General features: G+C 56.6%; 12 protein-coding genes. 1 reads left to right on the forward strand and 11 read right to left on the reverse strand.

The features are described 5' to 3' along the window. Window positions 1-6: 6 nt before the first annotated feature. From ACR0IV_RS14030 to ACR0IV_RS14075, 10 genes are all read right to left on the reverse strand, one after another. Window positions 7-765 carry a 3-ketoacyl-ACP reductase gene (locus ACR0IV_RS14030; protein ID WP_480658608.1) on the reverse strand — a complete coding sequence of 253 codons (759 nt, stop codon included), beginning with the start codon at window positions 763-765 and terminating at the stop codon, window positions 7-9. Then, window positions 762-2252 (reverse strand): FAD-dependent oxidoreductase, encoded by a 1491-nt coding sequence (locus ACR0IV_RS14035; protein WP_480658606.1) that lies wholly within the window; start codon window positions 2250-2252, stop codon window positions 762-764. The genes ACR0IV_RS14030 and ACR0IV_RS14035 overlap by 4 nt, the downstream gene beginning before the upstream one ends. Then, window positions 2249-3361 (reverse strand): ABC transporter ATP-binding protein, encoded by a 1113-nt coding sequence (locus ACR0IV_RS14040; RefSeq protein WP_480658605.1) that lies wholly within the window; start codon window positions 3359-3361, stop codon window positions 2249-2251. Before ACR0IV_RS14040 ends, ACR0IV_RS14035 begins: the two co-directional genes overlap by 4 nt. A gap of 6 nt (window positions 3362-3367) precedes the next feature. Beyond that, window positions 3368-4249: a carbohydrate ABC transporter permease gene (locus tag ACR0IV_RS14045; RefSeq protein ID WP_068340098.1), complete on the reverse strand. Its 882-nt coding sequence runs from the start codon at window positions 4247-4249 to the stop codon at window positions 3368-3370. Then, window positions 4249-5142, reverse strand: a complete 894-nt coding sequence (locus tag ACR0IV_RS14050) for a carbohydrate ABC transporter permease (protein ID WP_480472011.1) — start codon at window positions 5140-5142, stop codon at window positions 4249-4251. The genes ACR0IV_RS14045 and ACR0IV_RS14050 overlap by 1 nt, the downstream gene beginning before the upstream one ends. Before the next feature lie 100 nt (window positions 5143-5242). Beyond that, entirely contained in the window at window positions 5243-6493 is a 1251-nt protein-coding gene (locus ACR0IV_RS14055) for an ABC transporter substrate-binding protein (protein ID WP_480472012.1), read from the reverse strand. A 58-nt stretch (window positions 6494-6551) separates the two neighbouring features. Next, window positions 6552-8075: an aldehyde dehydrogenase family protein gene (locus tag ACR0IV_RS14060; RefSeq protein ID WP_480658603.1), complete on the reverse strand. Its 1524-nt coding sequence runs from the start codon at window positions 8073-8075 to the stop codon at window positions 6552-6554. A 3-nt stretch (window positions 8076-8078) separates the two neighbouring features. Further along, a complete protein-coding gene (locus tag ACR0IV_RS14065; RefSeq protein ID WP_480658602.1) occupies window positions 8079-8846 on the reverse strand; it encodes an enoyl-CoA hydratase/isomerase family protein in 768 nt (255 codons plus the stop codon). Continuing rightward, window positions 8843-10414 carry an acyl CoA:acetate/3-ketoacid CoA transferase gene (locus tag ACR0IV_RS14070; RefSeq protein ID WP_480658601.1) on the reverse strand — a complete coding sequence of 524 codons (1572 nt, stop codon included), beginning with the start codon at window positions 10412-10414 and terminating at the stop codon, window positions 8843-8845. The genes ACR0IV_RS14065 and ACR0IV_RS14070 overlap by 4 nt, the downstream gene beginning before the upstream one ends. After that, on the reverse strand, window positions 10414-11415 hold the full coding sequence (locus ACR0IV_RS14075; protein WP_480658600.1) for a Gfo/Idh/MocA family protein: 1002 nt from the start codon (window positions 11413-11415) through the stop codon (window positions 10414-10416). The genes ACR0IV_RS14070 and ACR0IV_RS14075 overlap by 1 nt, the downstream gene beginning before the upstream one ends. Window positions 11416-11913: 498 nt before the next feature. On the opposite strand from ACR0IV_RS14075, the gene ACR0IV_RS14080 reads away from it, so the two are divergent. Further along, window positions 11914-12786 carry a LysR family transcriptional regulator gene (locus tag ACR0IV_RS14080; RefSeq protein WP_480658599.1) on the forward strand — a complete coding sequence of 291 codons (873 nt, stop codon included), beginning with the start codon at window positions 11914-11916 and terminating at the stop codon, window positions 12784-12786. Between the two features lie 184 nt (window positions 12787-12970). Here ACR0IV_RS14080 and ACR0IV_RS14085 read toward each other — a convergent pair whose 3' ends face one another. Beyond that, a complete protein-coding gene (locus tag ACR0IV_RS14085; protein WP_480658598.1) occupies window positions 12971-13963 on the reverse strand; it encodes a helix-turn-helix domain-containing protein in 993 nt (330 codons plus the stop codon). Window positions 13964-14156 lie beyond the last annotated feature (193 nt).

The raw sequence follows: 14156 nt of genomic DNA on the forward strand, positions 1-14156 counted from the left end.
CCTGATCTAAAGACGTGGAATTGACAGGCCACCATCCACCGCAATGGTGGTGCCGGTGGAAAAGTGCATATGCCCCTGAACAAGCGGTATGACGACGGACCCGATATCTTCGGGCACGCCCCAGCGCGCTGCAGGAACCAGACCGCCTTCGATCCGATCGGTGTATGTGTCACGGACACCCGCCGTCATCTCGGTGGCGATGATACCGGGTCGCAGCTCAAAAACTCCGATCCCGTGGGGCGCAAGGCGAACGGAAAAAAGCTGCGCCATCATCGCAGCGGCCGCCTTTGATACGCAATATTCAGCGCGTTCGATTGAGACCATCGTGGCGCTGACCGAGGTTACGAATATGATCGAGCGATAGATGCCTTGCGGCAGCTCCAGCATGCGCCGCGCCACCTCTTGCGCCAGAAAGAACGCGCCACGCGTGTTGATATTCTGGACGAAATCCCAATTCTCGGGCTCAAGATCCAGCATGTCACCGCGCACAGGTGCACCGACGCCTGCATTGTTGATCAGCGTCGTGACAGGCCCCGCTTCAGCCTCGATCTGATCCAGCAGTGCCGGAACGCGCGAGATGTCAGACACGTCATGCTGAACATAGAAAGCGTTTGCGCCAAGCTCGGTCAAAGCCTCCTGCACCACCGGTGCGTCAATCGCATACTGTGAAGCCAACGCCACCTTGTACCCAGCCGCAATCAACGCGCGTGAGATGCCAAGACCAATGCCTTGCTGCCCCCCTGTAACCAAGGCGATTCCGGTCATGCTGCGAACTCCGTCTCGGTGATGTGACGGCCCGCTCGAAGTGCCAGTGCAGCAATGGTCAACGCCGGATTTACCGCAGCAGATGTCGGCAGCACCGAGGCATCAACGATGAACAGGTTCCTGTGGTCGTGACTGCGACAGTAGATGTCAACGACACTGCCTTTCGGGTCCGCCCCCATACGCGCCGTGCCGCATTGATGAGAAGGCGTTTGGCGATCAAAGGGCCGCGATAACACAATCGGGAAGCCCGCCCTCCGAAGATGGGATTTCAGTCGCTTAACTAGTGCTTCATGCGCAGCCCAGTTCGACCGTTTCCAGTCGAGACAGATTTGACCCCGGTTAATTGTCACGCGGCTTTCGGGGTTTGGCAGATCTTCAGACATCGCATAGAAATCAAAGCTTCTGTTCGCGATCAGGTTTGCAATTAGACCCGGCAAACGGGTCTGCGCCGCTAGAATGGGGCCCGTGATCTTGCCCAGCATCTGGATATTACCGAGCGGGAAGCCACCCTTGCCATCACCATTATAATAATCGTTGAACATCAGTGTTTTCTGATAGATGGCCCGGTTCCTGCGAAATGGATGCAGGGCAAGTACGGCTGAACAATTATGGTTCATAAAGTTCCGTCCCACCTGATCCGAGCGGTTTGCCAGACCCGTCGGACAATTGTCATTGGCAGAATTTAACAACAGGGCCGCGGATTGCACCGCCCCTGTGGACAACACGACCAATGGGGCCGCAAACGTACCCTGCCCCTCGACCTCAACACCGGTTATCTGTCCGTCGTCTCCGGCGATCAGTTTTTGGGCAGATGCTTTGGTCAGAAGGTCGACATTCTTGTAGGTCAGAGCCTGCGCAAGCGCCCGCGTTTCCGCATCCATCTTGCCGCCGCAAGTGTTTGGAAACGCATCCCATGTGGTTTGGCCCGCGGCGAGCCATGTTTCGATATCCACGCCCAAAGGGACAGAGGATGGCGTCAACCCGCAACGGCGCAAGCTATCCCGCAAATCCGCGATGTCTGCCTCATCCGGCACCGGAGGGTGCGGATAGTTCGCGCTATGCTCGGGCTCGGTTGGATCTTCATCAGTCGTTCCATGCACATCGTAGAGCTGTTCAGCAGCCGTATAGTCGGCCTCCAGCTCCTCGTAGGAAATCGGCCAGCCGGGGGCTTCACCTCCCATATGCTGACGGCGCTGAAAGTCCTCCTTCCGATACCGTATCAAAGCGGCTCCGTAGAACTTGGAGTTGCCGCCGACGCAATAGTAGTTCCCAGGGTTGAACGGCCGACCCTCTCCGTCAAGCCAGGTCTCGTCCGGACGAAAACAGCCATCACCAAAAATCGCTTTTGAATTCCGATCCTGAGGCGAGGGGCGTAGATGCTCCCCTCGTTCAAGGATCAGAATGCGGCGACCCGACGGGGCCAGTGCTGCGGCGAGCGTTGCCCCGCCGATCCCGGAGCCGATGATTATGACGTCGGCTTGTGTCACGGGGCGATCCGCATCTCGCTTTCAGGATCAAAGGCCACCGCCTTTTCCATGTTTACGGCAAAGGGGAAGTCCTGACCCGGTGCCACCTCGGCATCCGAGCGCATCCTTGCAATCACGTCCTGCCCTCCAAGTGTCATCGACACAAAGGTGTCAGAGCCTGCGGGTTCCGTGACAACAATCCGATTGGTCATCTGCGCGATGTTGGTCGATTTGCGATCTGCGCCATCCATGTCGGTGATCGTCTCTGGGCGAATGCCCAGCAGAATCTCACGCCCTTCCCATGCAGACAGATTATCCTGGCTGAAAGGCAGTTGCGCCATTGACCCGTCGTGCAAAGCAACCTCGGCATGCGGACGACCGTTCAGAACAGCCACTTTCGCAGGCACCACGTTCATCGCAGGCGAACCCATGAAGGTCGCCACAAAGATATTTGCAGGGGCGTCGTAGATCTCCTGAGGCGTACCCAGCTGCTGCACGTACCCGCCATTCATGACCGCGATGCGGCTGGAAAGAGTCATCGCCTCGATCTGATCATGGGTGACGTAGACGATGGTTGTGCCAAGGTTCTGATGCAGCTTCTTGATCTCAGTCCGCATATCGACACGCAACTTGGCGTCGAGGTTGGACAGCGGTTCGTCGAACAGGAACACATCCGGGTTCCGCACCAACGCCCGCCCCATCGCGACCCGCTGGCGCTGTCCGCCGGAAAGCTGACCGGGCTTTCGATCAAGTAACTGCTCGATCTGCAACAACTTGGCGACCTCTTGCATCGCCTTGTCCCGTTCAGGTTTCGGAACGCCATGCATCTCCAACCCGAAGGTGATGTTCTGTCCGACCGTCATGTTCGGGTAGAGCGCGTAGCTTTGGAACACCATTGCAATGTTACGGTCGGAAGGGTGCACCCCGTTCATCACCTGATCCTTGATGCGAATTTCTCCGCTGGTGATCTCTTCGAGCCCTGCAATCATGTTCAGCAAAGTCGACTTGCCACAGCCCGAGGGGCCGACAAGCACAAGGAACTCCCCTTCATGCACCGAGATGTCCACTTTGTGCAGAACTTCGACCGACCCATAGGATTTGGTCGCATTATCTATGTCCAGAAAACCCATCAGGTCTTATCCTTTCACCGAACCCGCCATCAGGCCGCGGACGAAATATCGACCGGCCACGATGTAGACGAGCAGAGTTGGCATGGCGGCAAGAATGGCGCCTGCGAAATGAACGTTGTATTCCTTCACACCGGTTGACGACTGCACCAGATTGTTCAGCGCCACCGTCATCGGCTGGCTATTGGCGTCGGCGAAGGACGCACCAAACAGGAAGTCATTCCAGATATTGGTGAACTGCCAGATGATCGACACCACGGCGATCGGCCCGGAACTGGGCAGCAGGATGCGCCAGAATATCTGGAAGAAGCCCGCGCCATCGATCTGCGCCGCCCGGATCAATTCGGTCGGGAACACGGCGTAGTAATTACGGAAGTACAGCGTGGTGAAACCTATCCCGTAAACCACGTGGACCAACGCGAGACCCCAGGTCGTGCCCGCCAAACCGATGATGCCTAGCATCCGTGCCATTGGGATCAGGACGATCTGAAATGGGATGAAGCAGGCAAACAGCATCAGGCCAAACAGGATGGTGTCATACTTGAAGCGCCATTTGGTCAGCACATAACCGTTCAGAGCTCCGAGGATGGTCGAGACGATCACGGCCGGAACCACCATCTTGATCGAGTTCCAGAAATAGGGCTTCAACCCGGTTGGATCGACTCCGATCTGAGCCGAGGACCAGGCCTTCAGCCAGGGTTCGATCGTGAACACCTGCGGCAGGTTCATCATGCCGCCGCCGGTGATCTCTTCCAGCGGTTTGACCGAGTTCACTAGCATCACATAGAGCGGCAGCAGATAGAACAGACCGAACAGCAGCAGCACCAGATAGATCAGCGTGCGCGTGACGCGGCCCGTGCGAATTGCGGTATCCTGAGTTGCTTGAGACATCAGCGTTTCTCCCGCAGTTCTGCATACAGATAGGGGATCATGATCGCCGCGATGGTCATCAGCATGATCGTGGCCGAGGCCGCACCAATCCCCATCTGGTTCCGCGTGAAGGTGTAGGAGTACATGAACGTCGCGGGCAGTTCGGTTGCACGGCCCGGCCCACCTCCGGTCAGGGCGATCACAAGGTCAAAGGTCTTGATCGCGAGGTGGCTGAGGATAACGAAGGCCGACAGGAACGCGGGTCTTAGCTGGGGGATGATGATCCGACGATAGAGGTTCCAGTTCGAGGCCCCATCCATCTGAGCCGCCCGCAGGATTTCGTTGTCGATGCCACGCAGACCCGCAAGGAACATGGCCATAACGAAGCCACTGGTCTGCCAGACCGCCGCCAGAACGACGGTATAAATCGCATAATCACGGTTCTTGATCCAATCGAACTCAAAACTGGTCCAACCCCATGTGTGCATCACGTTCTCAAGGCCGATGCCGGGGTCGAGGAACCATTTCCAGGCGGTGCCTGTGACGATGAAGCTCAGCGCCATAGGGTATAGATAAATCGGACGCAGCAGCCCCTCACCACGGATTTTCTGATCGAGGAAGATTGCCAGCCCAAGCCCGATGCAGGTGCAGATCACGATATAGAGGCTCGCAAAGATCCCCATATTGATCAGCGAGGTCTCCCAATGGCTCAACCGCCACAGCTTGTCATAGTTCTCCCAACCGACCCAGCCGAAGGTTGGCAGGATGCGGCTGTCTGTGAATGACAGATAGACCGAAAACAGAATGAAGCCGTAGACAAAGACCAACATCATCGCCAGCGATGGTGACAGGACCAGCTTGGGTATCCAGTTCTGAAGGCGTGTCTTGAAATCCGCGTCGGCTGAAGCAGCCATGGCGCGCCCTCCTCGTTCGAGTGCAAAAGATCGGAGCGTTCACGCCCCTAAGGTGACAGGGCGGCTGCACCGCCGCCCCATCGGGAGGATCACGTTAGGATCACTTGGCAATCGAAACTGCGTCGACCAGCTCAACCACTGCCGTTTCACTGTCATATTCGCCGTTGAAATGGGCGGTGACCACGTCATAGACGGCGTTCTTCACCGAAGCTGGCGCTGCGTGACCATGCGCCATCGAGCCGAACAGATTGCCCGATGATGCAGCCGCGGCCAGATCCTTCATGCCCTGCTGACCGCAAGCATCTAGATCACTGCCGTCCACATCCGTACGCGCAGGTACCGAGCCTTTGACCTTGTTGAACGCAATCTGGAACGACGGCGACAGGATCGCGCTAGCCAAGGCGGCCTGTTCAGCCGAAACCGAACCACCCTGATCGAACATCATGAACTGGTCGGCGTTGAAGGTGACCTGATCTTGCGTGCCGGGGAAACGGAAGCACAGGAAATCCTCGCCCGGGACTTTACCCGCGCCCAGGAACTCACCTTTAGCCCAGTCGCCCATCATCTGGAAACCGGCCTCGCCATTGATGACCATCGCCGTTGCAAGGTTCCAGTCGCGGCCCGAGAAGTTCTCGTCAACGTTGTCGCGAATAAAGGCCATGCGGTCGAAGGCCTCTTTCATTGCGTCACCACCCAGAGTTCCTTCGTCCAGATCGATGAACGCCGCTTTGTAGCCGTCTGGACCCAGCGTGGACATCGCCACCGCATCAAAGATGGTCGCATCCTGCCAGGCCTGACCGCCATGTGCGATCGGGGTGATACCAGCGGCTTTCAGCGCTTCGACAGCGGCCACGAACTCATCCCAATTGGTGGGTTGAGCGATACCATTGGCATCCAGAACAGCCTTGTTGGCCCATACCCAGTTAGTCGAATGCACGTTGACCGGTGCCGCAACCCACTTGCCGTCATGCTTGGCAAAAGCCTTGAGCGCGTCCGGAACGACATCGTCCCAGCCTTCCTGGGCCGCAACATCGTTCAGATCCGCCAACGCGCCCTGACCGGCCCAGTCCAGAATGTCAAAACCCAGTGCCTGCACGGCTGTGGGTGCGTTTCCGGCTGTGACACGGGCACGCAGAACGGTCATGGCTTGCTCACCACCGCCACCGGCGACGGGCATGTCGGTCCAATCGATGCCCTGTCCAGACAGGTCATCTTTCAGCACATTCAGCGCCGCAGCTTCGCCGCCCGACGTCCACCAGTGCAGAACTTCAACCTCTTCTGCCTGAGCAAGGCTGGTCGTGCAAAGCAGACCGGCGACGATCAGAGATTTGGTCTTCAGTAGATTACGCATTCTTGTTTCCTCCCTAAATGCGATCTTCCTTGGCGGGCCCCTTTTGCGGCGCCCCGTCTTAGTCTTGTGACACCCATGGCGCACGACTATTGCCGATACGCATGACCACTGATTTTACCTCGAAAAATTCCTCGAACCCGTAACGTCCGATTTCCCGCCCCTGCCCGGATTGTTTGAAGCCACCGAACGCAAGTTCGGGAAAGCCGTCCATCCAGGTGTTGGTCCAGACCGTTCCCGTTTCTGCACGACGGGCGAATTCCAGGCAGGTGTGAACGTTTTCGCTCCAGACCCCTGCCGACAGACCGTAAGCGCTATCATTGGTCAGAGTGATGGCTTCGTCCAGTGTTTTGAACGTCAGCACCGACAGGACCGGGCCAAATATCTCGTCCCGAGCGATAGGCATTTCCGGCGCGACGTCTGAAATTACCGTCGGTTGATAGAATTGATCGCCCAGACCCTCGACCTGAAGCGAAGCGCCGCCCAACGCGATGGTCGCGCCTGCGTCCTTCGCCGCTTTGACATAGGCGTCGATCTTCGCGTTATGTTCGGGTGTCACAATCGCGCCGACCTGTGTCGTCGGATCCAGCGGATCACCAAATTTAACTTTGCGAGACAGGGCGACAACTCGGTCTCGAAACGCCTCGGCAATGTCTTCATGCACGATGATCCGACTGCTGGAATTGCAGCATTGGCCGACATTGAAATAGACACCAAATACAACAGCATCTGCGGCAGCTTCTAAATCCGCATCGGGAAAGATCACCTGTGGGTTTTTGCCACCAAGTTCCAACGCCACTTTCTTGAGCGTGTCAGACGCGACAGCGCTGATCGTCTTGCCCACGGCGGTCGAGCCGGTGAAACTGACCATATCCACACAGTTGTGGCTGGACATCACGCTGCCGACCGGAACGCCATACCCCAACACGATATTGCAAACGCCCGCTGGCAGGCCGGCCTCAATCAGCAATTCACCCAGCATCAGGGTTGTCGAAGGCGTCATCTCGGAGGGCTTCACCACCACGGTGCAACCCGCAGCCAGCGCAAATGGCAGCTTTTGGCTGAGAATCCAGAACGGGAAATTCCAGGGCGTGATGATTGATACGACACCAATGGGCTCTTTCAACACCACACCCATCATGTCTTCGCCCAACGTGTTGTGGCTGTCGCCATGCGTGCTGCGCGCCAGTGAGGCCGCATAGCGCCAAAGGTCTGCCGCACCGCCAACCTCGCCTTTCGATTGGCTGATCGGTTTGCCGCTCTCCAGCGTTTCAATCACTGCAATGCGATCAACGTTTTGCTCGATCAGATCGGCGATCTTGAGCAACACGGTCGCACGTTCTTTGCCAGAAGCACGGCTCCAGACACCACTGTCAAAGGTCTGACGCGCGGCTTTGATGGCGGCTTCTGCTTCCGCCTCGCCACCCAGAGCCGAACGGCTCACCACATGACCATGTGAAGGTGAACACCTCTCGAAGGTTTCGCCCGAGGCGCTGTCCAGCCATTCGCCGTTGATCAGATGACGGCCCTCGAACAGCGCAGGCATGTCAAAGGGTATGGCAGGGTTGATCGTCAGGTCTTTCATTCGTTACAGGCCCGAAAATTGAGGGTTACGTTTTTCCATGAAGGCCGCCACGCCTTCTTCGCGATCCGCAGACGCGGCGATAGCAGCGCTACCCAAAGCTTCGACAACCGCATGAGTGTCTTCACCCACCGCAGCGTGGATCATGTTTTTTGAGATCTCTGTTGCGCGAGGCGACAGGTCGGTCAGCTCAGCAGCGATCTCAAGCGCGCGTGACTGCACATCCTCGGCGATCTCAGCGGCATATCCCAGTGCAACAGCCCGGTAGGCACCAATACGGCGACCAAACAAAGCCATCTCTTTCACTGCACTTTCGGAAATCAAACGCGTCAATCGCTGTGTCCCTGACCAGCCGGGTACAATTCCAACCCGTGCTTCGGGCAAGGCAAGTGTCGTGCGCGGCGCTACCAGCCGCAGGTCGCAACAGCTGGCCAGTTCGAGGCCGCCGCCGAAGGCGTGACCGTTTATCGCTGCGATGGTCGGCTTACCGATCCGGGCAAGACGATCAAAAATGCGATGCCCGTCCCGCACCCAGTGTCGGGCGAACTCAGCCGGGCTCAGACCACCCCAGGCGCCAATGTCTGCCCCACAACAAAATGCTTTCTCACCTGCCCCGGTCAGAACAAGCGCACGAATTGAGGTATCACGCTCGACCTCCTGCAGCCGGGCCTCTAATGCCTCAAGCATCTCAACGGTCAACGCGTTCAGCTTTGCGACGTTGTCCAGTGTCAGGACAGCCGTTGTGCCTTCGATATGAAAGCTGATCCCGCTCACAGCTTCATCCCCATCGGGCCATCCAAGAACAGCGATTTAGGCATTTGTATCGCGTTCTCGGCAACTTTGACGCGACCTGCTGAGGCAGCAACAATGTCGCGTTCAGCATTGATACCCGGCATGATCTCAGTCGCTACCAGGCCTGTGTCGGTAAGGCGGATCACGCAGCGCTCAGTAACGTAAAGCACGTCCTGCCCGGTTTCGCGCGCACGACGGCCAGAGAAGGTGACGTGTTCGACCTGATCAACCATCTTGGTGAATTTACCCGGCGTTGCGACGTTGATGCCACCTTCGGTCAACTCAATCCCGGCGCCCGCCTCAAACCAGCCCGAGAACACGATTTTCTTCGCCCGTGCTGTAATGTCGACGAAACCACCGCACCCGGCTGTCAGATAAGGTTTTTTTCCAAGCTTCGAGACATTCACATTCCCTTCGACATCCACCTCAAGGAAAGACAGGAACGACATATCGAAACCGCCACCCTGGAAATAGATGAACTGCTGCGGTGACGGCACATAGGCATGCGCGTTTGAGGCGCAGCCAAACGCGAAACCTGTCAAAGGCACCCCACCAACGGCGCCTTGTTCAATCGCCCACGTGACCGCCTGAGGGTGCCCTTCTTCAAGCAGGATACGCGGAACCATGGCGCTGATGCCAAACCCCAGATTAGCGCTCATACCGGATCTGAGTTCTTGGGCGGCCCGGCGGGCGATGATCTTCTCAACCCCGTGCTCTGCCAGTGAAAAACTGCCCCACGGGCGCATGACTTGACCGGAAATCGCAGGGTCATATGGCGTTTCGGTTGTCTGTTTCTGGTCGGGGTCTTCCACGACGAGATCGACCAGATGCCCTGGCACACGAACATCATGCGGGCGCAGACTGCCCGCAGCCGTCACACGCTGGACCTGAGCGATCACCAACCCGCCATGGTTGCGCACACAAATTGCCTGTTCGAGACCGCCCAGATACGCGCCTTCATGTTCATAGGTGAGATTGCCAAACTCATCGGCGGTGGTCGCCCGCAGAATACAGACGTTGGGGTTGATATTCGGGAAATGCAGCCAGGTCTGATCGCCAAACTCGGCGCGAGATACAATCGGTGCCGCGGCACCTTTAGCGTTCATCGCACATCCCTCGCGCACCGGGTCGACAAAGGTATCCAGCCCAACCTGCGTCAACACGCCAGGACGATGCGCCGCCGCTTCACGATGCATGTCGAACAGGATCCCGGACGGGACATTGTACGCCGCCACCCGATCCTCAACGATCATCTTCCAGATCTCCGGCATCTCAAGACTGGACGGCCCGGACGGATAAGATCCGGCCAACACACGCGCCAGCAGCCCGTCCTGCGCCAGATACTCCATGCCCTTCACGCCATACATATCGCCTGCAGCAATGGGGTGGAGCGTCGTGATATCGCGTGGATGCCCTTCTGCTTGAAATCTCTGCCCGAGCGCTTTCAGCACCAGATCAGGGCACCCTAGCGCCGAAGAGGAAGAAACCGTAATGACAGCCGCGTCAGGAATACGCGATACGGCCTCGGAAGCGGAACAAAGCTTGGACATCAGAAACTACCGTAATCTATTTCAACACGCCGCCCCGAGACAGCGGCCTCGCGCACGCCGAGTGCCACCGACAAGGATTTGACCCCATCTGCGCCATCAGCGGCCGGACGGCCCCGCCCTTCTATGGCCCCGACGAATTCCGAGACGCCTTGAACGTATAAAGAATGATCTGAGAACGGGATTTCCTCACGCCCGTTTTCAGTGACCAGCTCAACTTGCCCAACGGGCCTTTGGGTCATCACGCCACGCGCAAAGATCGACCCTTGGGTCCCATGAACCTCAAGACCAGAGCCAGCATGAGGGTGCGTGAAACTCTCATGCGCCATGACCATAGCGCCAGACGGCATGGTCCAGACCGACATGCACGAGTCTTCGACCCCTTGCCCCATCCCCGAACTGGCCATCTGCGCAACAACAGAAGCAGGGTCCTCACGCAAAAGGAATCGGGTGACATCGGCGTCATGAACAACAATATCGGGTATAACCCCACCGCCAGCATCGGCCGAGTTTATACGCCACCCATGCAGGTGACCCGGTAGGTGCACAGCGTGATGAATGCGCAGTGACAGAACGTCACCAATACGCCCATCATCGATCAGGTCGCGAATTGCACGATGACTCCCTGAGCAACGCAGGTGGTGATTTGTTCCAAATGCCACTCCGGCCTCATCGGCGGCACGCACCATTTCAACGGCTTCGGCCTGCGTCATGCCCAGAGGTTTTTCACAAAGTACGTGCTTGCCCGCCGCAATAGCGGCCAAAGCCTGCCCGTGGTGCTTTTCATTGGTCGAAGAGATGTAAACCGCCTTAGTACGCGGATCAGTCAGCGCCTCATTCAGATCGGTGGTTGCGTTGGGAATGTCATGCTCCTGAGCCCAGACCCTCACCCGATCAGACGAATTGCTGACAATCCATCTGACATCGTGGCCGGCCTGCTGGCGCACCGCATTCAGCATATGCTCGGAAGCGATTGTACTCGCGCCAACGAAAATCCAATCCATTTCTCTTCCCTCAACATATGGAACGTTCCAGAATCATTCTTATTGGAACGTTCCATATTTTTCAATACGGGGATTTTCGTTTTTTATGGAACTGCACGGAAGACCCGTGATTATCACTCACATCATGTCGATGAAAACGGCGTTTGCTCAATCACTCGCAGCTAAGCCGCGGGCTTGCATCCCATCAAAGCAACATCTGATTTGTGATCGGGCTAACAAGGAACTCGGTGAGGCGATCATTTAACGCGTCCAGTTTATCTACTCTACATCCGATGCTGCACGCGCCACCAGGCACCAACTATGTCGGAAATCATCGGCTCACTAATCGTTGCTCTGTTCATTGCTTGACCGCCCCAAGATCAGCATTGATCACGACGAACAGAGCGCCGCCCGTTAGGTATTCTCAGATATCGGAGTTGAGTTAAGACAGTCAGCTTGAAACTCGCTTTAATAGAGAAACCCGTTTTATCTGGCTGCACTCCTCGATACATTGAATGGATGTATCGTTACGCCCAAAGCCTTATTGCATTTGTCGCTATCGGAGAAACAGGCGCATTCGTTAAGGCCGCAAAGCGGTTAGGTGTCGCGCCATCTGTCATCAGCCATCATATCGCGCGACTTGAAGACGAACTTGGAGAAGTCCTGGTTCATCGCACAACACGGAAACTGACTCTATCGGAGAATGGGCGAAACCTGTTCGAAGCTGCGAAACAGGGGTTGGACGGCATCGAACTGGCCCTGGAACAGATTGAAACCGGTTCCGATCATGTCGCAGGCGCGTTGCGAATTGCTTTGCCAGCATTTGTTCCCGATCCCGCGCTCGAATCCAAAGTAATGGAATTTGTTGCTCGCCATCCAAACGTTGCGCTGACGCTGGATTATTCTGACCAGATCAAAGACCTCGTCGAAGAGCGCTATGATCTGGCCATACGGATTGGTGACCTGCCGGATTCCAGCATGACCCGAAAAAAGATCGGGTCTGTTCAGCATATGCTGGTCGCCACACCCGAATTCCTCCTGCGCCATGGCCCTGTTTCTGTCCCCAAAGACCTTGAGCCGCTTCCCTTTGTGTCGATGGGACCAGTGGGTGATGTGTTTTCACTGACACGCAAGCAGGATGTGCAGGAAATAACGCTGAATGTCAGCCAACTCAGCGTCCAAAGCATTTTAGCAGCCAAAGCTGGAACGCTGGCAGGTGTAGGCTTTGGAAACCTTCCAGTAAGTTTGATCGCAGAAGAACTTTCGACCGGTCGGTTACAACGCATACTGCCAGAATGGTCTTTACCAAAACTCACAATTCAAGCCGTTTGGACCGGTACCTCGCGGCGTCAAAGTCTTGCGCGAAGATTTGTCGAATTCCTCAGCAATTAGCCCACATACCTCGCCCTTCTAAGCTCGATCATGGCCCAAACCTCAACTCTACGACCAGCCACCCTGGCAACCTAGAGGGATCGGTTCCGTTTAGCGTTGAAAAACCCCAACGCCCGAACAGGTTTCTTTGTGCGCTCCCGGCTTGGGCTCTTTGCAGTGTGAGGGTCTAAAAGGCTAATCGCGGTCAAGCCCGCATGCTGCCAATAAAACGCCGATATCTGACGCTCTCTGGCCGAGACTTATAGTGCTTGAAGAACGCCCGCGACATCGCAGCACGAGATGAAAATCCTGTCGCAGATGCAATTTCGATATCCGGCAGTTCTGTGTATTTCAGCAGACTACAAGCCCGTTCCAACCGAAGCTCTTTATAAGTCTCCAACAACTTGGCGCCCGTTTTACAAAGAAACCGCCTTTGAAGCTGACGAACGGATGTGCCTACCAGAACCGAAAGCTCGGAGATGCTTAGCGGGTCCTCGATGTTGTCCAACATCTTTTCCACTACAAGCGTGACCAGCTTGTCCCCCTGCGCGCGGCGTATCAACCGGTTTGCGACCTGGCTCTCGGATTTCCGGTTCGGTTCGACAAGCCCGATATACCGGCGCAGGGTATCCGCCAGGTATTCACCATGATCCATCGACACGAATTCTGCCAGAAGACGTAATGCGCTCAGGCGCGTATTGGCGCTATGTGTGCGCCCGTCCGCCGAGATATGCGTCGCGTTGCCACAATTTCTCAGCCCGCTCTCCAGCGCTGCGGCTTCAAAACTCTGATGAATGGCAGCAACTGATCGGTCTGCTCCGCCAGATTGGGTCAGAAGCATAACCGCGCCTCCGACAAGAAGAGATCTTGGCGAAAGGTTCAAGGCCTGCGAAACCCAGGACTTTTCCGCCCCCACCGGTTTCCAGATATTGTCGAAATCACCCCAGAAGATCGCTGTACGTCCGGCCCAATAAAGCGGCCCACCAACCGAATCTTCAGCCTGGACGCGCAAGGTGACGACATAAGTGTGATTTTCCACCAGCTTGTTTAGCGCGCGGTAGAATTCCAGAACTGTTACGGCTGAAGCCTTGTCGGCATGGCTGCGCAGAATGACATCAATATGCTGAACACGCTCCCGCGATATACCTGCCGTCTTGGCTCGTCCTGTGTAGTCCTTTCTTACGACGTAGTGTTTCATGATTTCTCTGTCGGTCTTTGTGGAAGCAGCCTCGTTCACGGGGCTGCCTCTGGTTTTGGAAATGACCCCGCCGATTTTGGCGGGGTTTTGTTGTTTTACTCGGCGGCGTCTTCGTATTCGGTCATTGGCGGGCATGTGCAGATGAGGTTTCTGTCGCCATATGCGTTGTCGACGCGGTTGACGGGGGACCAGT

It is taken from the genome of Ruegeria sp. C2 (genome assembly GCF_056537765.1).